General features: G+C 58.4%; 21 protein-coding genes. 5 read left to right on the top strand and 16 right to left on the bottom strand.

Annotated features, from left to right (window positions below; genetic code table 11):
- Positions 1–482 precede the first annotated feature (482 nt).
- On the top strand, positions 483–1,208 hold the full coding sequence (locus tag EPN93_20550; protein ID TAL30012.1) for an isoprenylcysteine carboxylmethyltransferase family protein: 726 nt from the start codon (positions 483–485) through the stop codon (positions 1,206–1,208).
- 23 nt (positions 1,209–1,231) lie between these two features.
- Here the strand turns inward: EPN93_20550 and EPN93_20545 are convergent, their stop codons facing one another.
- The 4 genes from EPN93_20545 to EPN93_20530 form a co-directional block, all read right to left on the bottom strand.
- A complete protein-coding gene (locus tag EPN93_20545; GenBank protein ID TAL30011.1) occupies positions 1,232–1,729 on the bottom strand; it encodes a hypothetical protein in 498 nt (165 codons plus the stop codon).
- Positions 1,730–1,801: 72 nt separating this feature from the next.
- Entirely contained in the window at positions 1,802–3,526 is a 1,725-nt protein-coding gene (locus EPN93_20540; protein ID TAL30010.1) for an FAD-binding oxidoreductase, read from the bottom strand.
- A gap of 180 nt (positions 3,527–3,706) precedes the next feature.
- On the bottom strand, positions 3,707–5,266 hold the full coding sequence (locus tag EPN93_20535) for a carbohydrate kinase (GenBank protein TAL30009.1): 1,560 nt from the start codon (positions 5,264–5,266) through the stop codon (positions 3,707–3,709).
- A 34-nt stretch (positions 5,267–5,300) separates the two neighbouring features.
- Positions 5,301–6,863 carry a DUF362 domain-containing protein gene (locus tag EPN93_20530; protein TAL30008.1) on the bottom strand — a complete coding sequence of 521 codons (1,563 nt, stop codon included), beginning with the start codon at positions 6,861–6,863 and terminating at the stop codon, positions 5,301–5,303.
- A 98-nt stretch (positions 6,864–6,961) separates the two neighbouring features.
- On the opposite strand from EPN93_20530, the gene EPN93_20525 reads away from it, so the two are divergent.
- The gene (locus EPN93_20525) at positions 6,962–8,050 is read left to right on the top strand and encodes an AraC family transcriptional regulator (protein TAL30007.1); all 1,089 of its coding nucleotides are present in this window, start codon (positions 6,962–6,964) and stop codon (positions 8,048–8,050) included.
- Positions 8,051–8,121: 71 nt separating this feature from the next.
- Here EPN93_20525 and EPN93_20520 read toward each other — a convergent pair whose 3' ends face one another.
- The 5 genes from EPN93_20520 to EPN93_20500 all read right to left on the bottom strand — a co-directional run bounded on the left by EPN93_20520 (position 8,122) and on the right by EPN93_20500 (position 13,730).
- On the bottom strand, positions 8,122–9,333 hold the full coding sequence (locus EPN93_20520; GenBank protein TAL30006.1) for an alcohol dehydrogenase: 1,212 nt from the start codon (positions 9,331–9,333) through the stop codon (positions 8,122–8,124).
- Between the two features lie 12 nt (positions 9,334–9,345).
- On the bottom strand, positions 9,346–11,016 hold the full coding sequence (locus tag EPN93_20515) for a thiamine pyrophosphate-binding protein (GenBank protein ID TAL30005.1): 1,671 nt from the start codon (positions 11,014–11,016) through the stop codon (positions 9,346–9,348).
- Between the two features lie 90 nt (positions 11,017–11,106).
- Positions 11,107–11,466 carry a hypothetical protein gene (locus EPN93_20510; protein ID TAL30004.1) on the bottom strand — a complete coding sequence of 120 codons (360 nt, stop codon included), beginning with the start codon at positions 11,464–11,466 and terminating at the stop codon, positions 11,107–11,109.
- On the bottom strand, positions 11,463–12,629 hold the full coding sequence (locus EPN93_20505; protein ID TAL30003.1) for an NAD-dependent epimerase/dehydratase family protein: 1,167 nt from the start codon (positions 12,627–12,629) through the stop codon (positions 11,463–11,465). Before EPN93_20505 ends, EPN93_20510 begins: the two co-directional genes overlap by 4 nt.
- A gap of 168 nt (positions 12,630–12,797) precedes the next feature.
- Positions 12,798–13,730: a hypothetical protein gene (locus EPN93_20500; protein ID TAL30002.1), complete on the bottom strand. Its 933-nt coding sequence runs from the start codon at positions 13,728–13,730 to the stop codon at positions 12,798–12,800.
- Positions 13,731–14,254: 524 nt separating this feature from the next.
- Here EPN93_20500 and EPN93_20495 point away from each other — a divergent pair.
- On the top strand, positions 14,255–15,622 hold the full coding sequence (locus EPN93_20495; GenBank protein ID TAL30001.1) for an MATE family efflux transporter: 1,368 nt from the start codon (positions 14,255–14,257) through the stop codon (positions 15,620–15,622).
- A 101-nt stretch (positions 15,623–15,723) separates the two neighbouring features.
- Here the strand turns inward: EPN93_20495 and EPN93_20490 are convergent, their stop codons facing one another.
- Positions 15,724–18,549, bottom strand: a complete 2,826-nt coding sequence (locus tag EPN93_20490; GenBank protein ID TAL30000.1) for a UPF0182 family protein — start codon at positions 18,547–18,549, stop codon at positions 15,724–15,726.
- A gap of 222 nt (positions 18,550–18,771) precedes the next feature.
- Between EPN93_20490 and EPN93_20485 the strand changes: the two genes are divergently transcribed.
- A complete protein-coding gene (locus EPN93_20485) occupies positions 18,772–18,993 on the top strand; it encodes a hypothetical protein (protein ID TAL29999.1) in 222 nt (73 codons plus the stop codon).
- A 122-nt stretch (positions 18,994–19,115) separates the two neighbouring features.
- Here EPN93_20485 and EPN93_20480 read toward each other — a convergent pair whose 3' ends face one another.
- The 6 genes from EPN93_20480 to EPN93_20455 all read right to left on the bottom strand — a co-directional run bounded on the left by EPN93_20480 (position 19,116) and on the right by EPN93_20455 (position 21,860).
- A complete protein-coding gene (locus EPN93_20480) occupies positions 19,116–19,367 on the bottom strand; it encodes a DUF2283 domain-containing protein (protein TAL29998.1) in 252 nt (83 codons plus the stop codon).
- Positions 19,352–19,678 carry a hypothetical protein gene (locus tag EPN93_20475; protein ID TAL29997.1) on the bottom strand — a complete coding sequence of 109 codons (327 nt, stop codon included), beginning with the start codon at positions 19,676–19,678 and terminating at the stop codon, positions 19,352–19,354. The genes EPN93_20480 and EPN93_20475 overlap by 16 nt, the downstream gene beginning before the upstream one ends.
- 172 nt (positions 19,679–19,850) lie before the next feature.
- A complete protein-coding gene (locus tag EPN93_20470; protein TAL29996.1) occupies positions 19,851–20,441 on the bottom strand; it encodes an HAD-IB family hydrolase in 591 nt (196 codons plus the stop codon).
- 421 nt (positions 20,442–20,862) lie between these two features.
- On the bottom strand, positions 20,863–21,153 hold the full coding sequence (locus EPN93_20465; GenBank protein ID TAL29995.1) for a type II toxin-antitoxin system RelE/ParE family toxin: 291 nt from the start codon (positions 21,151–21,153) through the stop codon (positions 20,863–20,865).
- Positions 21,150–21,401, bottom strand: a complete 252-nt coding sequence (locus tag EPN93_20460; GenBank protein ID TAL29994.1) for a hypothetical protein — start codon at positions 21,399–21,401, stop codon at positions 21,150–21,152. Before EPN93_20460 ends, EPN93_20465 begins: the two co-directional genes overlap by 4 nt.
- Before the next feature lie 153 nt (positions 21,402–21,554).
- The gene (locus EPN93_20455; protein TAL29993.1) at positions 21,555–21,860 is read right to left on the bottom strand and encodes a hypothetical protein; all 306 of its coding nucleotides are present in this window, start codon (positions 21,858–21,860) and stop codon (positions 21,555–21,557) included.
- Positions 21,861–21,969: 109 nt separating this feature from the next.
- Here EPN93_20455 and EPN93_20450 point away from each other — a divergent pair, with 109 nt between their 5' ends.
- Complete coding sequence (locus tag EPN93_20450) at positions 21,970–22,398, top strand: hypothetical protein (protein ID TAL29992.1); 429 nt, start codon at positions 21,970–21,972, stop codon at positions 22,396–22,398.
- Positions 22,399–22,688: the final 290 nt, after the last annotated feature.

Genomic DNA, 22,688 nt, shown 5'->3' with positions numbered 1-22,688 from the left:
CCGAAAACCAGGATCAGTTCCATTAATAATTCCTGGTGCCTGCGGGACGGCGCGGGTGTCATATCAAATACTTCCCCACCGATCAACTCCACGCGGACGGATTCGTCCCATTGGAGGTAATCGGCGTAGGTGAAGGGTTTTTTAATTTTTCGGGCGAGGGGCATGGATTGACGTCTCCAATGAGCGAATCTATCGGGAGACATGTGCCCGGTCAAGAGAAAAATGAAGGGGCCGAAGCGTCATGCCCTTCCGGTGAGCGCACGACCGCGAATTCAGGCTCCGGCTTCAGCAGACCCCGGATTTTAAACCGGCTCCCGGAAAAGTTGTAACCGATCGTTGACGGAAAACGTCCAGATGTTAAAGCCGCACAATTCGGCAATTGAGAAGTGAATATGGGGTGCAATGGGAACCTTGCCTGTTGACTCGAACAGGCAAGTGGACCACCCCCTTGAGCGTATGACACATCAAATCCACGAAGGAGCATGAACATGAACACGCGCCGCGCGCACACACTCGCATATCTTTCTCTCATCCTGGGCAACGCCTCAATGCTGTTCTTCGCGTTCTTCCTGTTCATGGGACCCCTCAACCTGATCCGGCTGAACCTCACGGACGGCGGGGCGCTTGCGTTCGACGCGTGCCTCTCGATGCTGTTCTTTCTTCAGCACAGCGTCATGGTCAGGCGGCCATCGCGGGAGCGCTTCGCCCGCCGCTACCCCGCGGCGTTTTTCGGGGCGGCATACTCGATCGCGTCGGGAATCGTGCTGGTCGCCGTGCTCACGCTCTGGCAGGGGGTTCCCCCGGTCGCGTACGCGGCGGGCGGCGCCTGGTACTGGGCGATACGCGCGCTCTTCGTGCTCGGCCTCGCGCTTTTTTACCGGGCATCCGTCTCGCTCAAATCGTTCGACCCGTTCGGGGCGAAGGCCGTTAAGCGCCACATCCAGAAGAGGGAAACACGGCGCCTGCCGCTTTCGGCGAAGGGCGCGTACGGCTGGGTGCGCCACCCGCTCTACCTGGCCATGCTCCTTATGATCTGGTCGCATCCCGAACCCACCCTCGACCGCGTGCTGCTGAACGCGCTCTGGTCCACGTGGATTGTTGCGGCGACGCTGCTCGAGGAGCGCGACCTGGCGCGGGAGATGGGCGAGGACTACGACCGGTACCGCGCGAAGGTGCCCATGATTGTTCCGTACAGGATCCCGCGGTGAAGCCTCATTCCCGGGAAAATGCGTTAATCCACCGCATATTGTTTCAGCGCGCTCATCCACGTTACGGGGTTCACGACAAGCGCCAGCAGCGTCGCGAAGACCGTCTTATAGATAACGCTTGACCGGAAGCTCATTCCATCCACTCCAAGCACGGACAATGCGCCCACCATCACCGGGGTGAATATCGCCGCGGTGACGACTCCTATGATCATCGACTGGAGGAAAAATCCCCGCGGCATGTATTTCAGCCATGAGCCCCGCAGGAAACGCAATTCCTTCCCGAATTTTTCCACCGTCCCCTTTTTCATTTCCATGTGCGCGAACGGCGCCACGAACAGCACCGTGAGCCAGGAAAGAAGGAATGCCGTCGCCAGGGTGTCCAGAGCGATCCCCGGATTTCCCCACAGGGGTACGACCTCAAGCTCCCAAAACAAAAAGATACCGATACCCGCGTTAAGCGACATGTTGATGAGGGCGCTTATCAGCGCCTGTACGAGCAGAAATTTTTTGAATTCATTCACGGCGCGTCACCCTTCTCCACGGCTTTATTGAAGGGGACGGAGCGCATCGGCCCCCGCCCCCGAAATCATTTTCTACCGAATCTTCCGCCAGTCCCCGCCCTTCAGGTCGAGCCCGAGCGGCCCGCCGGGATTCATGATGCCCGCGGGATCGAAATGCTTCTTCAAGGCCCTGAGCACCGCCATCTGCTCCCTGCCCAGGTGCCCCTCCATCCAGGGCGCAAGCATCCTCCCCACGCCGTGATGGTGGCTCACGCTGCCGCCGCTCGCGCAGATCGCGCTCACGATCTCGTCCTGGAACCTCACGTATTCCTTCACGTCCGCAATCTTCGCGATGAAGATGAAATAGAGGTTCGTGCCCTGAGGGTAGAAGTGGGACGCGTGCGTCATGCAGATCACCTTCGGGCGCCGCTTCACCGCCGCGCGCACCTCGCGGTGCACCCTGTGGAGCACGTCCCACGTGACGCCGGTCTCCAGCGTGTCTATGAGGATGCCGAAGTCCTGCAGATCCTCGCGCAGGTAGGGGTCCTTGAAGCGCCCCGGCTCCCAGAGCTTCACGGGAAGGCCGGAAAGATACATCCCCCCGAATCCGGCGCACACGCGCTTCACATTGCGCTTAACGTTCTTCGTGAAGCTCGCGTCGCCCTCCGACGAGCCCAGCATGAGGCAGCGCTGCATGGGCTTGAATCCGCGCAGCCGCATGAGTCTGTCCAGGAACGTGCCGTCGATCCCGTAGAGCTTAAGGCCTATGTGCGTCTCCTCCTGGTCAGAGATTCTGAACACCGCGGGCTTTCCGAACTCGCCCTGCGCGACCTCGCGGGAGGCGGCCACCGCGGCCTCCCAGGTCGGGAAGATGTAGCCGAAGCGCGTCCTGTTTTCGGGCATGTGCCGGTACACCTTCAGGGTGAGCTCGACCAGCACGCCAAAGGCGCCCTCGCTCCCCTTCATGATGTCGTTCACCTTGGGACCGGTCGCGGTGCCCGGATACTCCAGGGTCCTGAACGAGCCGGCCGGCGTGACGTACTCCTGGCTTATCACCAGGTCGTACGCGTCCCCGTAATAGGTGGAGGACTGCCCTGAGCCCAGGGTCGCGACCCATCCCCCCGCGGACGAGTACTCGAAGGACTGGGGGAAATGCCCGCATGTGTAGCGTCTAACGCTTCCGAACCGCGCGGGGGCGTCGTTGAGCGCCCCCTCCAGCGCGGGCCCCAGGATCCCCGCCTGCACCGTGACCGCCTGGTTCTCCTCGTTGAGCCTCACGATTTTATTCATGTGCGTCGAGAGCACCAGGGTGACGCCCCCCTTCGCGGCACGGAGCCCGAAGTTCACCGACGAGCCCCCGCCGTACACGTATACGGGAATGCGGTGTTTGCCGCAATAGTTTACAAGGTTCCGCACATCCTCCTTGTGGCGCGGATGCACGACGAGGTCGGCCGGCCTGTCGGGCTTTCCCTGCCGGAGCTGCATCGCCTCCTCGACAGTTTTTCCGGACGCGAACCTGAGCCTGTCGTAGTCGCGCGCCGACACGTTTTCCTTCCCCACCACGCGGGCGATCGCCTCGACGTGCGACGCGCGAAGCCCCGGCTTGCGGGATAGCTTCACCTGTTCGTCGCCCTCGAACCGGCGCGCCCTGAAATCCTCGTCCGTGAGCCCGAAAATTTCCTTCATCTCGCGGTAGAGCTTTTCGTTGGGATGCTTGAATCCCAGGGGGTCGCCCCACTTGAATATCGAGCGGTATGACCCCGGCAGCGGCGCCGTCTCGCGCCAGTCGGGCATGAAGCCCTTCCATTTACCTGACATCGTCTCCTCCGTGCTTACTTCTAATTATCGCCATGGAAATAATTTTCGCCGATACATTTTCATCCGGTTCCCTTCGTCATCCGCCACCTGATACCCTTGCCCAATCTTTATCTCCTCAATCGCCTTTACCTCGATCTCCCCATCTCCCTTTCCCTTGTTGGGTTGTGGGTAACAACAAGCCTAATACTCCCGCGGATATCCCGTGATTCCCGCGATCCTCCGGTACAGGGGCTCCAGCCTGGGGTACGTTTTCACGTACACGTCGCCGTACAGGTCGTCGTAGACGCGCCGGTTCGCGGCGATGGGCTCGAAGGTGCGCCCTTTCTTCACCATCGCCGCGACCGCATCCTCGAACGTGGCGAACATCCCGCATCCCACCGCCGCGTCGATCGCGGCCCCCCGCGCGCAGATTTCGGCCGTGGCCAGGCGCGAGACCGGCAGGTTGAAGATGTCCGCGGCGATCTGCACCGCCGCGTCGCTCTGCGAGCCTCCCCCGCCCACCCGTATCTCGGTAAGGGTTATCCCGGTTTTTTTGTGCACCAGCTCGTACAGCCTGCGTAGCTCGTAGCCGATCCCCTCGAGGATCGCGCGGTAGATGTGGGCCCGCGTGTGCACGTCGCCAAAGCCGATTATCGAACCCTTGCCGTAGCGGGAGCTCGTCATGGGCGTCCAGTGCGGCTGGAGCATAAGCCCCATGGAGCCGGCCGGGATCGTGCGGATCACCTCGTCCAGGATCGCCTCGGGGGCGACGCCGCGCTTCTTCGCCTCGAGCGACTCGCGGAATCCGAACTCCTGCTTGAACCAGGTGACCATCCAGAACCCGCGGAAGATGAACATCTCGATGTCCCACGTGCGGGGAACCGCGCCCGGCCACGTGAAATACCTGAGCCCGCGATCCGTGACATACTCCCTGCTGATGACGTCCATGCACGTGGCGGTGCCGTAGCTGATCACCCCGATGTTCGGGACGATGCCCCCGGCGCCCAGGAGCTCGGACTGCTTGTCGCCGGCGCCCACCACGACGGGAAGCCCGGCCGGGAGCCCCGTCTCGCGGGAGGCCGATGCGCTCACCCGGCCCAGGATCGTGTCCGGCGGGTAGAGGTCCACGAGCTGTTCCGGATCCACGCCGAACGTCTCGTAGGCGATGTCCATGGAGTGCCACGCGAGCTTCTTGAAATCGAGGGGCCACATGCCCGTGACCATGCCCACCGAGTCCTTGAACTCGCCGGTGAGCTTTTTCACCATCCAGCCCGATATCTGCATGAACTTGTGCGTCTTCCGGAATATTTCCGGCTCGTTGAGCTTTATCCACAGGAATTTCGAATTCCGGCGGACGTACTTGATGGCCTCGTACAGCCCCGCCGCGCCGAACACCGCCCGCGCCGCGAGCGAGAGCGGCGGCGGGTCGTCGATCGTGCGCTGGTCGAGCCAGATGATCGCGGGGCGCAGCGCCTTCCCCTCGCGGTCCACCGGGACCACGGTCGTCCGCTGCGTGGTGATCCCCAGTCCCGCTATCTGCTTCGGGTTCACCCGGGACTTCTTCATGAGCGCCTTCGTCACCGCGCACAGGCCCGCCCAGTAATCGGCGGTGTGCTGCTCGGCCCAACCGGGACGGAGCGAGAAGTAGGGCTCGTGCGGCGCCTGCGCGACGGCCACCTCCCTGCCCGCGGAATCGAACAGGATCGCGCGCACGCTCTGCGTCCCCGAATCGACGGCGATCACGAATTGCTTTCCGGCCATGGGTACCTCCCTGCGCCCGATGGGGCGTAGTCCCTTATACCTCCGGCGACCACGAGACGTCGCGGGCGCGGTAATAGTCGAAGAATTTGTTCCGATGCTCCAGGGCCTTGTCGATCATTTCCTTTTCATCAAGGTGCCCGGAGCGCAGCAGCATGTCCTCCAGCTTCACGAGCGCCTGTTCGTAGGGCGGGCATCCCCCCAGGAAACCGTCGATCCCCTTGAGCTGCATCTCGTTGCGGATGTCGCGCAACGCGCCCCCCGTGCCAAGCGCGCATTCCCCCAGGAACAGGGTGTGCGCGGGGTCCGTACGCAGTTTGGGCGGCGTCCGGGGGTCCACGCCCACGACCAGGGAGAACCGTTCGGGCACCCGGGAGAGCGAAGCCTCCACCATCGCGGTCATGAGCCAGCACGCCGGGCACGCCCCGCCGATATACAGGTCGATGTTCGGGTAAATCCCGGTCACGAGGCTTTCCAGCGGCTGCGTGAAATTCACCGGCAGGACGAACTTCTTCTTCACGCCGGCGACGCTCTCCCCCGCGACCTCTATAAGGAAGGGATTCGCGCACCCCAGGCCGTCGTGCTGCGCGATGCGCGTGGTCCCCACCACGAGCGGGTTATCGAGCCCCATGCACATCGAGGCGATCGAGTCCACCGCGACCGGGTCGTGCCCGGCCATGATGATCCCCATCTCGACGGGGGTCCCACCCTCGCCCGCGCCCATCCCCTCCATGCCTATGAGCCCGTCCAGTATGACGAGGTCAGGCCGGCGGATCTTGCCTATGTCGACCATGTGCTGGTCCAGGTCGTCGCGGTGTGAGTGATACCGGCTCTTCTCGTCCAGGAGCCCCTGGAGGTTCTTGATCGAAAGGGTCACCATGGTCATCGTGTGCGTCTTGAGCGCGGGCATGTTGATGAAATAGTCCGCCTCGAGCACGACTTTCGGGTAGAGCGCGCTATGAAGCGCCATGCCGCCCTTAATGTCCACGGTCGCCTTCTCCGCGTCCTCGACCCCCAGCACCTCGCCCCCCGCGTCCTCGACCGCCTTCTTCACGCCGAGCATGCGCATCACCTCGACCGTGCCGTACCCGCGCCGCATGCAGATCCCCGAATGCGCGGGATTGACGCGCTTCATGAGCGTGCCCACGCTCACCCCCTCGATCACGGTCACCCTGCCGGCCCCGGCCTCCCGGGCGAGCGACACCGCCGCCGCGATCACGCGCCGGTCCACCGACACCGGCGGCGGGTACGGGGCGAAGAGGTTGGGCTTGATCACGACGTGGCCGCCCTTCTTGAATTTCCCCGCGAGACCCCCCACCAGGTCGAGGGAATCGCGCACCATCGCGTGTATGGCTTCCGCGGTCAGCGGAAGCGCGCGTTTTACTATCGCAACTTTCGGTTTGTCGGCCATCGAACATGCTCCTGTATCAGTTGTTGCGCCGGTCGCCGGCGCACCGCATCGGTTGCGATATCCTATTCCGCTGCGCATCCCCTGTCGTTCGGAATTATAATCCTGACCCTTTAATCTGCAAAGAATAATCTTCCGGGACGACCACCATAAGCGCACGAAAACGCGCACTTTCGCCCTTTTCAGGCTCATTCCAGCGTGACTCCCGGTCCCCGTAAGCTTATTGACATGCCGCCCCGCGCCATGTTCCACTGGCCCGTCGGGCAGTCAATGAACGAGGTGCAACGGGAATGACTGGTTTCCAGGTCACGCTGTCGGTGGTGATCGTCGCGGGCGTCGTGCTCACCGCCTTCATCGCACTCGAGCACATCACCGGACGGCGAAAAGAGCGGCACAGTTGGTTCAGGTTCGCCCGCGGCCTCATCGTGAGTATCCTGATCGCGCAGATGGCGGCGGTGGGGCTCGGCCTGTACCGCGCGCATCCCCGGGTCCTGTTCCTGTTCCTGACGCTCCTGTATCTCATAAGCCCGCTTGAGTACATTCGCAATTACATGTTCCTCCACCCGGGAAGGGCGATCCCCGCGTATCTCAGGCTTCCGCTCCTTCCGGCGGTGCCCCTGTTCTTCCTCGAACTCTGGATTTACACGAAGCCCCTGGACGCGCAGCGCGCGCTCGCAGGCGCGTTTTTCGGGGATCCCCTGAACCACCCGATGATCTGGGTGTTCCTGGGCTGCCTGCTCGTGACGGTCCTGTACATGGTCATGCTGCTCTGGATGCAAATCGCCGCGCTCAGGGAAAACGCTGCCGGGGCCCCGCTGCGTTTCTCGATCGCACTCACCGTCATCACGCTCGTCTCCGTCGCGCTCTCGTGCGTCTATATCGTGGACCGGGACGGGGATTTCATGCTCATGGGCGCGGCGGGAATCTCGCTCACGGTGATCCTGTACTTCCTCTTCAAGAACCGCTTCCCGGATTTCTTCCAGCTGCTCGCCGCCGGGATGAAATCGAACCGCTACCGGAAGGCGCTCGCGAAGGGGCTGGACCACCGGGCGATCCACGAGCGCCTCCTCGATCTGATGCGCGACGAGCGGCTCTATACCGATATGGACCTTAGACTGAACGACGTGGCCGCGCGCCTGCTCATACGGCCGCACCAGCTGTCGCAGATACTGAACGAACAGGGCAAGACCGATTTCAGGAATTACGTGAACAGGTTCCGCATCGACGAGGCGAAGCGCCTGCTCGCCGATACGCCCGATCGCAGCGTCATCTCGATATGCTTCGAAGTCGGGTTCAACTCGAAGACGTCCTTCAACATCACCTTCAGGAAGATGACGGGGCTTTCGCCCCGCGCGTACCGCGAGAAGGCCGCGCGATGAAGCCGGGAATCCGCCGGGGGCTTCCCGCTAATCCGCGAAGCGCATCGGCCCCCCGGCCCTTTCGCGGTTAATTAAAACCTGAGCGCCGTCTTGATCGCCCTGTGCTTCCCCTTGTTCAGATTCACATCGATCATGGATTTGTATTCGTGGATGGGGAAGGTGTGCGTGAGCATGTCGTCCACCCGCACCTTCCGCTTCTGCATCATGTCGAGCGCCATCTCGAAGACGTGCCGCGTGCGGCGCCCGTCGTCATGGTAGCCGTACGCGAACACCCCCTTGATGGTCTGGAGCTTGAGCCAGAGCGGGGTGGGATCGAAGCCGACGTGCTTGCCTATGCCGACAAGGCTCACCGTCCCGCACGCCGCCGCGGCGATAAGCGATGCCTGCAGCGTCGCGGAATGCCCGACCGTATCGTAGACGCGCTCGAAGCCCCCCTGGAGAATCGCCTGTCCCATCATGGGGCTGTAGGAGCGCGCCCCCGCGACCTTTACGGCGACGTCGTGGATGGGCCCGGCGCCGTGATGATCGGCGCCGGACTTCATGGCGTAATCCGCGGCGAAGGGGGACGGCTCGACCACGGCGATCTCGCAGCGGACGCCCAGGCCGCGAATCGCCTTGACGATCATCGCGCCGATCACCCCGCCCCCGATAACGAGGGCTTTCTCCCCGTCGCGCGGCCGGTTGTCGAGCACCGCCTGCAGCGCCACGGCGAGCGGTTCCGTGAGGGCCGCCGATACGGGGCTCACGCCATCGGGAACGCGGAAGAGCTGGCTCTTGTGCGCGACCAGGTACTCGGCGAAGCCGCCGCCCGCGTCCCTGCACAGGCCCATGAACATCCCCGGGGCCATGGCGCCGTGCGCGAAATTCTCGCAATTGCCGGGCCGGCCCTTTTTGCAGGCCGGGCACTCCGGCGTGATTCCGCGCACGGCGCATCCCAGCATGGGCGCGACGGTGACGAGGTCGCCCGCGCGGATCCCCTTCACGTTCTTCCCCGCCTCGACCACCTCGCCGCAGAGCTCGTGTCCCAGGACGCACGGGAACGAGGTGAAGGGCGAGGCCATGAGCGAGTCCTTGATGAGAATCAGGTTGAGATCGCTCCCGCAGAACCCGCAGAGCTTCGTCCTGATCTTCACCCAGTCCGCCGACGGAAGCCCCGGCTCGGGGATGTCCGCGAGCCTGAGCATCGACAGGGGGCCGCGATAGTACATGCGCTTCCCCGCCAGGGGCAGGAGCTTGAGCGCGGCGAGTTTCGGAATCGAGAGATCGAATACGAGCGCTTTCATGGCATTCTCCTCTCACTCCATCTTGAGCGCCTGGTAAAACAGCACCGACGCCGGGCTCATCGCGGTCGGATCGGTCATCACGTTGACGCACGCCGGTTTCCCGGACGCGAGCGCCCTCTTCACGGCCGGGATGATCTCCTCGTCCTTCGTGACAAGCTCCCCGTGCCCGCCCAGTCCCTCCACCATCTTGTCGTAGCGCCTGAATTCAAGCTCCGTGCACTGGAGCCGGTCCTTGCCAATGGAAAGCTCCTGCCCGTGCTTGACCATGCCCCAGGCGCAGTCGTTGTTGATGACGCACACGACCGGGATATTGTGCCGGAGCATGGTGTCGAACTCCATCGCGTTGAATCCGAACGAGCCGTCCCCGTTCAGGAGTATCACGTTCTTGTCGGGGTGCGCCACCTTCGCGGCCATCGCGAAGGGGATGCCCGTGCCCAGGCAGCCCAGGAGGCCCGAGGCGGTACCCACCACGCCCGCCTTCAACTTCGACATGAAATGCACGAGCCCGAAGTACACGGTGTCGCCGCCGTCGGTCACGTAGTATGCGTCGTCGCCCACGGCCTTGTGTATCTGCGCCGCCAGGCGTATCGGGTGAATGGGATCCGACGGCGTTTCCCGCGCCTTGAGCTCGGAGTCGATGAACGCGGCCGATGCCGCGCGCAGGGTCTTAAGCCACGCCCCGTGATCGTTCTTCTTCACGTGCGGAAGAAGCGCGCTCAGCACCGAGCACACGTCGCCCACAAGTCCCACGTCGGCCCGGCGGTTGCGGTCGATCTCGTGCGGGTCCACGTCGATCCTCACGATCTTCGCCCCGGCGGGGATGGCCGCCCCCGACTGCAGGAGCCAGTTGAGTCTCAGGCCCGCGATGACGATCACGTCGGCCTGCGAGAGCGTCACCATCATGCCGATATTGCCCGTGTCCCAGATGGACTGCGGATGCGTGTCGGGAAGCTCGCCCCTCCCGTAATTCATAAGCAGGAAGGGAATGCCCGTCTTCTCGACGAATTTCCCGAGCGATTCCGCGCAACGGCTGAACCCCACCCCGCTCCCGCCCAGAAACAGGGGCTGCTTCGCCCCGTCGATAAGCGCCGCCGCCTCCATGAGCGTAGCGTCGTCGGGGCGGACCGCGTACCTCCGGGCGGGGGACTTGGGCATGGGCGCCTCCTCCTCCGGGATGCTCACGTTGAGTATGTCGGGGGGAAGCTCGAGGAACACCGGCCCGGGCCTTCCCATCGTGGCGTAGCGGAAGGCCATCGCGAGGTATTCGGGTATGCGCTTCGTCTCGTAGCAGGTCGCGGCCCACTTCGTGACGGGCTTGACCATGTCGATCTGGTTCATCTCCTGCAGCGCGCCGCGGAGGTCTTCCTTGAGGGGATGCTTGCCGCATAACACCACGAGCGGCGCGTTGTCCAGGAACGCGTTCGCGATGCCGGTGAGCGCATTGGTGAAGCCCGGCCCCGCCGTCACCAGGCACACCCCCGTCTGTCCCGCGTAGACCGACCAGGCGTGCGCCATCATCGCCGCCGCCTGCTCGTGCCGCACGTCCACCGCGCGGATTTTGTACTCGGTGAAACCGTCCAGTATCGATTCGATGTGCCCGCCCGAGAGGCCGAACACCGTTTCGATCCCCTCGACCTCTTTAATGTATTTCGCGACCAGGTGACCGCCGTTTATCTGCGCCATTGGATCCCTCCTTGAGATTTTCCCTATCGGTTCATAAATTTCCGGGGGCCGATACCGCCCCGTCCCCGGACCGCGCCCGCCGCAGCCGCGTCAGCCCATCACGAGCTTGATGCCGTCGGTAAACCACTGGATGTAGGGCGGCATGCCCTCTACCTTCATCCTGCCCTCCGCGGCCGCCTTGAACGACGCGTCCGGGGCCGTCGAGGTCATGACCCTGAACGCCGTCGACGAGTCCGCCCAGATGAGCGCGGCGTCGAACTTATGGAGCGCCCCGCGCACGGTGGAAAACGCCCCCTTGTCGAAAATGAAAAGGCGCCCCCTCTTTCCGTCCACGGTCTTAATAAGCACCCTCACCTGCATGATGCCGATATAGCTTCGAAACCTCGGGTTCTTTTTCGCGGCACCCTTGAGTTTCAAAGCCAGCACGTAGAGAAGCAGCGACAATTTCATGAATACCTCCTTGAATATTCCTCCCGCACCCAGCGGGCTATGTTCTGTTTCGCTTCCTCCCAGGGAACCCTCGTGCGCCAGCCGAGCTCATTCCTCGTGAGCGTAGTATCGACGTCATAGTCCCTGCCGGTGATATACACAGAAAAGCGCGTGAGCGGCGGGCGTACGTGCAGCGGCGTGCAGACCCTGTCGCAAATCCACGCGAGCGCGATCGCCGCCCCGAAGGGAATGCTCCCTGCGGGCTTCCTGCCGATCAGCGCGCCCAGGTCGGTCATGTACTGTTTCCAGCTCACCGTCCAGTCGTCGCGGAAATGGTAGTATTTTCCCCGCGCGATGTCCTTCGTGCCGGCGAGGATGATGCCGTCCACGAGGTTGTCGATATACACGAGGCTGCTGCTGTACGCCCCCCCGTCCACGAGCGGCAGGAAGCCCTTGAGCTTGTCGAGCACGTCGCGCACCCACACGCTCCCGGGCCCCGTGACGTTGGCGGGCCGCACCACGGTGCACGCGATTTTACCCGCGGCATTGTACTTCATCACCAGTGCTTCCGCGTCCAGCTTCGCGTCGTTGTAGGGTATGCCCGATTTCCGGGGGGCGTCCGTTTCCTTCACGCCCCGCAGATGGCGGTTGCATCCCAGCGCCGCGACCGAGCTCACGTAGACGAACCGCTTCGCCCTTCCCGCGGCCTCTTCGATGAGATTTTTCGTCGCGCCCAGGATGGCGTCGTAGAACTGCTTCCTGGTGCCCCAGTCGGTGACGCGCGCCGCAAGATGGAACACGGTATCGATCCCGTCGCAGAGCCCGCACAGGCTTTCCGGTTTCAGGAGATCGCCGCGGCGCACCTCTACGCCCGCCTTCTCCAGCCATGCGGCGTCCTCGCCGGGCAGGGCAAGCGCCCTGACGGAATGCTTCCTGAGCAGCAATTCCTTCACCAGGTGCGAGCCAATGAATCCCGTCGCTCCCGTAACGAGCATCTTCATACGCGCCTCCGGAGTACCACGTGTATCGGACCTGTGGCGGGGTGCGTGTTCCCCGCCGCGTAAAGAAATCACTCGGTCGATGCGAGAGAAAGCGAATATATCTCCGGCGGGCGCGCGGTAACGTGGGCAGGGGAACATGAGCGGCGCGCGGCGGCTGAAACCGGCCGGGTGCTTTATTTGCATGTACAGGTTACAAGTATCGGAACGATAAAGGACCGATGCGGCAATGATGCGGTACTACAAGGTGTTTTTCAATGCTTTTTTATGCTGAAATGCGACACATAAAACGCCCCACGACCCGGGCAAATCGCCCGTCCCATCCAGGCGATCCAGCCCAACCCATTAATTCCCCTAAATCGGGAATCCCGCGCCCGCACGTACGACCCTGTTGAACCGGTTGTATTGCAACAGCGTCTCTCCATACCCGGTAAAGAACTGGACGAATAATCCCAGCGGCGATTTCGTGGTGTGATCCAGGTAGCGGTATTTTATCCTGCTGAGAACGAATGTCAGCTCGATGCTCCCTTTGTTAATATCCTTGTATTCGCCTTTTCTTCCCGTCGCCGCCAATCCCACGTACATATCGCCCAGGAATGCCACATTGGATTCCGTCTTCAGTGTAAGCTGGCCGTATCCCAGGTAGCCGGTAATATCCGAATTTTCATTGGCGACATGGTATGTCGCCCATACCCGGGGGATGAGAAACAGGTGGTCGTTCACAATCGCGTATTCAAATTCAAAATAGCCGCGGTCCCAGCCGCGTGAATTGTCCCCGTTGCCGTCACCCAGCCCGTTCGATTCATGCTGCCACAGCCCCAATTGGATGTACTGTAGCCCGGTAAAATGGATGCCCAGGATAGTCTTTCCCGCAAGGGCTACCCGGTAGAACCCTTCCGGCGAATAATTCGATTCGACGAAGGGCGAGGACTTCTTTCCATTAAGGAGATCCCACAGCGATTTCTGGGTATACGCAAAATAGAGTCCCGTATCGTCCTTGCGCCCGGTCCAGAGAAACATGCGGTAGGCGATGCTGATCTGGAATTTGGAATACTGGGTATTTATATCGGCGCCTTTGAGCGCCCGTTCGCCCACGCTGCCGAGCAGAAAATAGTTGTCCAGGTAGAGCCCCACCGCGTCCGGAAAACGATTTTCGTCCGCGCATGGGTTCACGATCTTCTCTTTCGCGCCTGTCGCCTCGCCCGCCGCCTCTTCGGCCGCGTACACCGGCGCGGCCGCTCCAAGAATAATGCATATACCCGCCAGAATCGACAGCAACCTGCTCATTTCCGTTTCCTCCTGTCTTTCTATTCTCGCCCGACCGGCAGCCGGTACCGTTACAATCGCGCCCTGAAATACCTATCAGGGGATCGGCTCACTACATGTTGAACAACGGCATGTCGAACGCGGCGAATATGCCTGCGCGAATTCTTACATTCATACATCTTCATTTTAGAGCTGTCGGCTAGGGAGGCAATAAACCTGCCCATGCATGACCATATGACACGGCCGATACGGGAGTTGAACAGGGAGACGCTGCTTTCTTTTTAGTGTGCCGGAATCGAATATCGGCTTGCCCATTATTTATAATTCACATACCATACTATTGTCAACTATTATTTGACAGTTATTTTCGATGCCGGTGGCCAGTCACGTATCTCGTGCGTGGCGCGGGCGGATCGATTAAATGCCCTTTCCCGGGCCCGTCCAAAAACACGCGTATCGGCGGAAAAGGACTTGTTTCTTTTGATTTCCCTCCCCACCCTGCCTACATTAACGCCATAGCAAAACCATTCGAGGCCCGGTTCGTCATGAGAGATCTTTCCGAGGGACACGTATTCAAGCTGCTGGTCGCATTCTCGGTCCCCATGATCCTGGCAAACCTGTTCCAGTCGCTCTACAGCATCATCGACGGTATTTTCGTGGGGCAGATACTCGGGCACGAGGCACTCGCGGCGGTGTCGATCAGCACGCCGCTCATCTTCTTCCTCATGGCGCTCGTTATTGGGCTCGGTATCGCCGCGATCGTGCTCGTGGGGCAGGCCTACGGCGCGAAAAACCACGAGCTCCTGTCGAGCATCCTCGTCAATTCCTTCGTACTGAACGTGGCAATCTCGCTCGCGATTACCGCGTGCATCTTCCTGTGGGGCCGGGAGATCCTGGGGCTCATCAACACCCCCGAAGGCCTCATGGACAACGCCGTAATCTTTCTCACCTGGTTCTCGTCGGGCCTGGTATTTCTCGCGATCAACGGCTGGCTCATGGGGGTCCTGCGCGGCCTGGGCGATTCGCGGACACCGCTCTACCTCACGGTGCTCACGGTCGTGCTCAATATCCTTTTTATTCCCTTCCTGATTCAGGGCGCGGGTCCCATCCCCGCCCTGGGCGTCAAGGGCTCGGCGCTCGCGACGGTGTGCGCGAACGTGATCGCCACGTTCGCGGGATACTACTACCTCGTGCGGAAGAACCGTTTCCTCAACGTGAGCGCGTGGAAGTGGCGGATCGATACCGCGATCATGAAACGGATCGTGTCGATAGGGCTGCCCACGTCGCTGCAGATGCTCATCATTTCTTTCAGCGGGATCGTGCTCATGGGGCTCGTCAACCTTTTCGGCGACGAGGTCATCGCGGCGTACGGGATAGGGCTTCGCGTCGACAATTTCTCCATCCTTCCCGCGATGTCCATAGGAATGGCGGTATCGACCATGGTCGCGCAGAGCATAGGCGCGGGAAAGCACGAGCGCGTGCGCGAGATCACGCGTTCGGCGATCCGGTTCACGCTCGTGATCTCGGCTACCGTCATCGTCTTGTGCACGTTTTTCCCGCGACAGATCGCGCACCTGTTCATCAAGGACGAGGGGGTCGTGCTGCATTCAGTGCTCTACCTGCGCATCATCTGCTGGGCGTACCTGGACCTTTCGCTGTTCTTCATTTTACAGTCCACGGTGCGGGGGGCCGGCTCGGTGATGGTGCCGCTTCTCTTCTCCGCGATATCCATGTCGGTGCGCATAGGGCTCGCCTACGCCCTGGGGCTTTTTACGTCCCTGCACGAGATCGGCATCTGGATCGCGATCTTCGCGTCCACCCTGGTCGCGCTCTGCCAGATTTTCATCTACTACAAGAAGGGCGCCTGGCACACGAAAAGGATTATCGAATTAAGAACTGCGCATCAAGAATAGCATAACCGCGAATACACGCGAATAGACGCGAATGGCTCCGGAACATTGGCGTTCATTCGCGGTTCGCTTTTCTTAAGACGTAGACTGCCGGGCGGGCCCGATTAGTTCGCCTGGCCTTTCATCTGGTTCAGAACGTTCTTGAGATTATCGAGCTCCTCGCCGTATCCCTTCCAGTTCCCGGCGCGCATGTATTCCTCGGCCTTGGAGAAATGGAACGACGCCCGCTCGGCGAGCGCCTTGAGGCCCATGCCAACCGCGCCCCGGTCCGCGTCCGCCGTGAATCCCCCGCCGAAAAAGAGCTTCTCGAGGGCGGAGGGGAGATCGCTCTCCATGACGATTTTATCGGCGAACGCCACGATGACTTTTTTAAGCTCGGGCATCTCGCTCTTCTCGGCCTTCAGGTAGAGCGGCTCTATGAACAGGATGGATTCCTTGATGGGGATCGCGAGCATGTTTCCGCGTATCACGTTCGATCCCTTCTGGCTCCACAGCGTGAGCTGCTTCGAAATTTCCGGGTCCTGGTTTATGCGCGCCTCGACCTGCATGGGGCCGTAGTTGAGCTTGTCCTTGGGAAGCTGGTAGAGCTGGAGCCTGCCGTAATCGGGCATGTCGCACTTCGCGGTCAGGAACGAGGTCATGTTGTTTTTTTTGTACGGCGTAAACGGAAGTATGAGGATGAACTCGCTCCTTTTTTCCTTGGGCAGCGTCGTGACGAGGTAGTAGCTGTGCACGACCTCCTCGTGATCGCCGTAGAGCTGCGTGGGTATCGCCCACGCGTCCTCGTTGTTGTAGAAGACGTTGGGATTGGTCATGTGATATTTCAGGAGCATCTGGCTCTGGATGTTGAAGATCGTTTCCGGGTAGCGGATGTGCGCCTTGAGCCCCTCGGGCACGTCTTTAAGGTCCCGGAAGAGGCCCGGGAATATTTTCGCGTACGCCTTGATGATGGGATCGCCGCCGTCCGCGATATAGCAGGCGATTTTTCCCTCGTAGGCGTCCACGATGATCTTCACCGAGTTGCGGATGTAGTTCAGATATTTCCTGTCGACGTTGATGGGCGTCGAGTACGGGAACTGGTCGGACTGGGTGTACGCGTCGATGATCCAGAAGAGCCTCCCGTCGGATATCGCGAGGTAGGGATCGCCGTCCAGCTCCAGGAACGGGACGAAGGTCTTCGCCATCTCCACGATGTTGCGCTTGAAAAGGATACGGCTCTCGTCGCCGATATTCCCGGATATGAGCAGGTTGATGTCGCCGAACGCGACCGCCGCGACGAGCCTCTTGAAGAACGAATCCAGCTTCATTCCGCCGGAGCCCTTGTAGGTGGTGTACTTGTTCTCGTCGCCCGAGGGATAATCGAACTCGCCGGGCTTTATGGAAGTGTTTACGATCGCGTACGAATTTTTGTGCTCGCCGTAATACACCTCCGGCCTTTCGATCTTGATGCCCGTCTCGGTCTTCGGGGGTATGTCCTTCATGAGAAACATGGGAAGCCCCTCCGCGGATATCCGGTCCACCCTGCTCATGACAACGCCGTAGCCGTGCGTGTAGATGAGGTGCTTGTTCTGCCATGTCTGGCTGTTTCCCCCCAGGCCCTCGATCGAAAGCTCCCTGGCCGAGAGGTTCACCGCGATCTTCTTCCCGTCGATCACGTAGCGGTCGACGTCCACGTCGTTGAAGAAGTAGTACTGCTTGAGCTCCTGGAGCTGCTTGTAGGTCTGCTTGAGCGGCCTCCAGTCCCAGAGCCGCACGCTCTCGAGCGTATCCTTGCTTTCCGTGACGTCCCGGTAGCTCAGCTCGCGCTTGTTCTCGAACGGAATTTCTTCGACCTTGTTGATTCCATACGCGAGCCGCGTGAAGTCGATGTTGTGCTGGATGAACGGCTTTTCCTTGTCAAGCTCGTTGGGCACCACGACGAACCGCTGCTGGAGCGCGGGATAAATCGTTCCCAGGATGAAGTACACCGGGATGAGCGTGAGCATCACGATCACCGGGAGCTTGAAGCTCCTCTTGATCGCGTTATACAGGAGGAAGGCTGCGGCGAGAAACGAGAGCGCCTCCGCGACCCGGTACGCCAGGAGCTTGGAGTTCACCGCCGCGTATCCCGCCCCGTAGAACTTGCCCACCTGGGAGAAGAGCAACTCGTACGCGGCAATCTGGTAGCTCAGGCCGTATAGTATCACGAGCATCGCCAGGAGTATCGACAGGTGCGCCCGGCAGAAGGGGGAGACCTCTATCTCCGCAGGCCGGACGGCGATCCCCCCGTTGATGAAATGAATGACCGCGGAGAACAGGGTGATGATGACCAGGGTGCCCATGAGCCAGCCGTAGAGAAACTGGTAGAAGGGGAGCGAGAACACGTAGAACCCGATGTTCTGCCCGAAGATGGGATCGGCCGGGAACCCGTCGAAGGGCACGCCGTTCACGTACATGAGATACTCCTTCCAGTACGCCGATGCGGTTCCGCCCATGATGAACCCGATCACCGCGACCGCGGCGATAAGCGCGAGCAGGAGGAGCCGCCGGGTCGAACCGATCCGGGGAACCTGTATCCTGTCGAGAAAGTTATCGACAAAGAGCCTCCCCTTACCGCCCAGGACCCGTATGAGATAGAAATTTAGCAAGAACAGGGCGATGAATATGGCGCCAAAGATCCCCTGCACGTTGAACTTGGTCATGAACAGGACCCAGAACACCTGGAGCCCCTCGTTCAGCCGGAACCACTCGTAATCGATGTAGAATTCCGCGACGTACTTCGCGAGAAAGTAGAATGCGATCACGAGCGCGATGATAATCATGGGTCTTTTGTTCATTGCGTGGCCTCTCGGGTCGGAATGGGCATCGGGTTTCTGTCCGGATCGCGACGAATGGCGGATTCGGAAAATATCCTGTCCGCGTCTCTTTCCTGCGAGATACGCTATGCACATTGGCTAAGCCAGTCAATTCATTTATATTTCGATGCCGATTGACTCATAAAGCGCGCGTTCCGGACGCCCCCCTCGTTTTTCCGGTTTCCGCGCGCGCACCGCTTTAACGGCTTGACATGACGCGCGTCTCATCGGCTCAGTACAGCGTACCGGGCGAGCGAATCGATCCGCCGGGAAACCGGGTATATTCTCACCGCAACTACACGCCGCAAAGGAATAGTTATGACCCTCGAAGACTGCACGTTATGTGAAAAGCACGGCTATAGCGGGAACGGTTTCGTTATCTGCAAATATTACAACATGAACGAACAAAGGATCACCGGCACCGGCGTAAACAACGCCGTCAATATCATCTCCTGCCCCAAGGAAGACGATGTCGCGATAGACCGGAAGAACGACTATCCCCCGCGATGGGGCAAGAAGGCTTCGATAATCAAGAAATAGGGGCGTCGATTAGTATCTGCATAAAGTCCCGTCTACCAGTAAGTCCGTTGAGGAACTCTCCCCGCAGGCCCGGGGGCGCGAAGCGTGAGGACGCGGGAGTTACCTTCACCCGCCCCGGTATTTCACCCGTCGGATAAATGAGATTCCATTAAATGGAAATTCCCTGAAATGGGAAGTCTCAGGATGTCGTCACGGAGCATCCTTGTCGAAAAAAACAGTATTTCAAGGTTCTCCACCTCTCCCGTCACTGGATTCAAGCGCGCGATCACATCATCACCCAGCTCTTCGGTCTCTTGCGCCGGGTTAGGGTCGGTCAAATTTATGTATAAAATATCCGATGCCTTATCGTAATAGAATGTCAGTTCTTTTTCCATTCCACATCTCCTCCACCCAGTTTTCTTGTAAGGTAGGCGGTGATTATCCAGTCCCGCGGTTCAGGGAGAGAATCGGTTACAATCACGACTATAGCATACTTACCATCCCGAATACTGTCAAAGTATTTTGTAAATAGCCGCGCATTCACATGGCGCATGCTTTTACGTACGCTGTCCGGGTCCCGTACGGTTTCAGCCAGTGCAAACTCATATTCCGGAAGCAATTCGGGATGTTGCTTCTTTATGTGGTCATACCGTTCATCGGTGAGTACCACTTCTTTGCCCAGGTAGGGAGAGAAATATGCAATCATCCGGATCCCCTGTGATTATATATGGCTTAATTTCTTATGTAGGCATGCCATGATTTATTGTCCGTATATTGATGTTCTATTTCTAATACGATTCGAACTGATATTTATTAACGGAAAAATAAGACTCTTGTGGAGGATGATTTCGAGGGGCGACTTATTGCCGGTTCAATGATCAGAAATACTTATAATAACGCTCATCCGCCAGCTCCAGCATGGCCATATCTCCCCTGCTGTCGCCGTATGAGTGAATGCTGTCGTATTGGTTTAAGTCGTATTGGGCGCGTATCCTTTTAGCCTTTTCCCTTCCATAACAATTACGCGTCGAAAGCCGTCCTGTAAGCCTGCCTTCCGATACCTCGAGCTCCGTCGCCAGCACGTCGACCTCATGCTCTTCGCACCACTTTTGCAGCCAGTTGACGCATGCCCCCGAAACGACAACCACCCGGTCGTTCCGCTCCTTGTGCCACCGGATCCTCTCCAGGGCATTTTGGCGGACCAAGGTAGGGATAATCCTTTCACAATATTCGTCCGCAATTTTCTGGAATTTTTCATAATCCCAGTTCTTAAAGAAAAAAGCGAAGTATATCTGTTTGGTATCATGGCTTGACAACAGGCGCAGCATGAACGCCAGCATAACGGGGCTTAAAAGGATATATCCCGCAATGCTCTTACAACAGCCGCAGGAATACTTTATGAAGTCGGTCGTACTGTCCTTAACGGTTATGGTTCCGTCGAAGTCGAATAGGGCGAGTCCGTTGGACATTGGGGTCTCCGGTAGAGAAAGGCGTAATATATTTTCAACCGCGAGGCAGGTTGTCGGAACGCTGACCTCACCCCGCCGCTGGCACCCCTCTCCCACGGGAGAGGGGCTTTAGGGGGTGCTTGTTGCATGGAACTCAGGCACCATTTGTATCTATGAATCGTGAATTACAAATATATTTCCATTTGATCTCCCCCTCTTCTGTGGGAGAGGGGGCCGGGGGGTGAGGTCACCAGGGGCGCTCCCCCCTCGCAGCACACCTCGCCGCCCTTGACCTCGAGCGCGATGATTCGTTCCATAGGTATAGACGGCGAATAATTGATGTTCGGCATCCTTGCTCTGGAAAACCGGGACGAACGATCCATTGTCCTTTCCCATGCCGAACCATATAATTGCTTTTATATATCCAGAAATTATTTATCAGTCAGTCTTCTCGTCTCCAGTACCCAGGCTTCCGTTTCAGATGCATAATAGCGACAACAAGAAGACGTTCTCCGTCCCTGTTATAGAGAACTGCGTACGGAAATCGGGTAACCATGCATCTTCGTATATTCCCGGTTATCATAGGCCATGTATCGGGGTATTTCTTTATTCGTGTGAAAACGTTTCGAACTTCCGCGGCAAATTCAAACCCAAGACCTGAACGTTCCTTGTTGTAATACCGTACCGCTTCAGCAAATTCCTCGGCCGCCTCCGGACGCACACGGAGGATCATTTCATTTTATCCTTCGCAATTTTGTCGAACAGCTCTTCTTCGGATATTGAGGTATCATCACCGTTCCTATGCAAGACCAGGCGTCGTTCGGCTTCATCGGCCCATGCCTTTTCCACTTCGATATCTGTTTCCGAGTCGAAAGTTTGATAAATTTTATCGATAAGCTCAATCCTTTCTATCGGCGATAACGCCTTGATCTCCTCCAATATCTTATGTGCGATTTGGGTCATGTTCGTCTCCATACGCATCAAGATTTATCTTTTTATCACATGCTAACCGTTTTTCAATGTCGTCCGCGTTTATATATACGCCCAGCCCAACAACTTTTTTAATCGTATCTTTTAATGTTGACTTTCCGGAACCGTTTGGACCCGCAAAAACTCGAAGGCGCTTTTGGGTCATTATTTAATTTTTATCGGTTTTCCAAAATCGATGTTTATTCTACTCTTGATCACCCTTCCCAGCACTTGCTCTTTTTTGTCGGGCGCTATGGCAACAATGCGTCCATCTCGAATTATCGTAACAGTCGCGTTGTTTTTTCGGGCTTGTTTTCGTGCTTTAGTTGAAATATTTTTGATTTTATTCAATACTAATTTCTCTTCATTGGAATATTTGGAGCTAATTACGCCTGTTTTTCCAATCCCGGAAGAGCGCGAAATAGTTTTTTTTGATTCCTTTTTGGTTGATTTAACGGTTTCGGATTTCATTCCTGCACCCAATAATAATATATACTTTTACTGTACATAACAAGTATCAGATAGAATTTATTGTCAATAATTTAAGCAAAGCACGCAGGTTTGCCTGCGGAGATGCTTGTTGCATGAAGCTCAGGTACCATTTGTATATTTGAATCCTGAATTACAAATATATTTCCTCTTGATCTCCCCCTCTCCTGTGGGAGTCCCTAAAGGGAGGCTGCGCACAGGGGGCCGGGGGGTGAGGTTGCGTGCGGCATTCTTCCGCCAGGGCGCTTTTTCTGCCGAGAATGATGCGGTAGTAGTGTTTCATCAAAGGTATTCTTTCCCCAATAGAATTGCCCGTTTCTTTTTCCTGGTAAGAGCGCTCAATGAAACCGGAGCGGAATCAACGGTGATGCGCGTGGTAGCTGACCACGCGCTGCTCATGTTTTCTCCGAAGTACAGGTCTATGAATTTTCCCGAGTCGCCAGAGGAGAAGGATGAACTGGGGGAAGAGCCTCATCTTTATGTATTGTGGCAAAGAAGTTCCCTCGCTCTTATACTTTAGTGTGGTCTGATGTAGTTTTTTAACGGTCCCAGAAACAGCCATTTAATCTTTAAAAATAGCCTGCTCTATTTAAAACACTATTTTACTTTAATAAGTTGTGCTAGTAAAGTTCCAGAGTATTTCATATTTAGTTTATTAATATAATGTTTTACTTTTTCAAATCTGTTCGAATCTATACTGTTAAGGTATGAAAGCCATCCTTTTACTTCGCCAAGTAATTTATAATTATTTTGCTCTGTATTTAAAGTCAAACGGTGCATTTTCGCTCTAAGAATCTTGTATTTTTTTTT

It is taken from the genome of Spirochaetota bacterium (assembly GCA_004297825.1).
Taxonomy (GTDB): domain Bacteria; phylum Spirochaetota; class UBA4802; order UBA4802; family UBA5368; genus FW300-bin19.
Note: the sequence above shows the minus strand (reverse complement) of the source record. Positions and strands in the feature narration are given on the sequence as shown.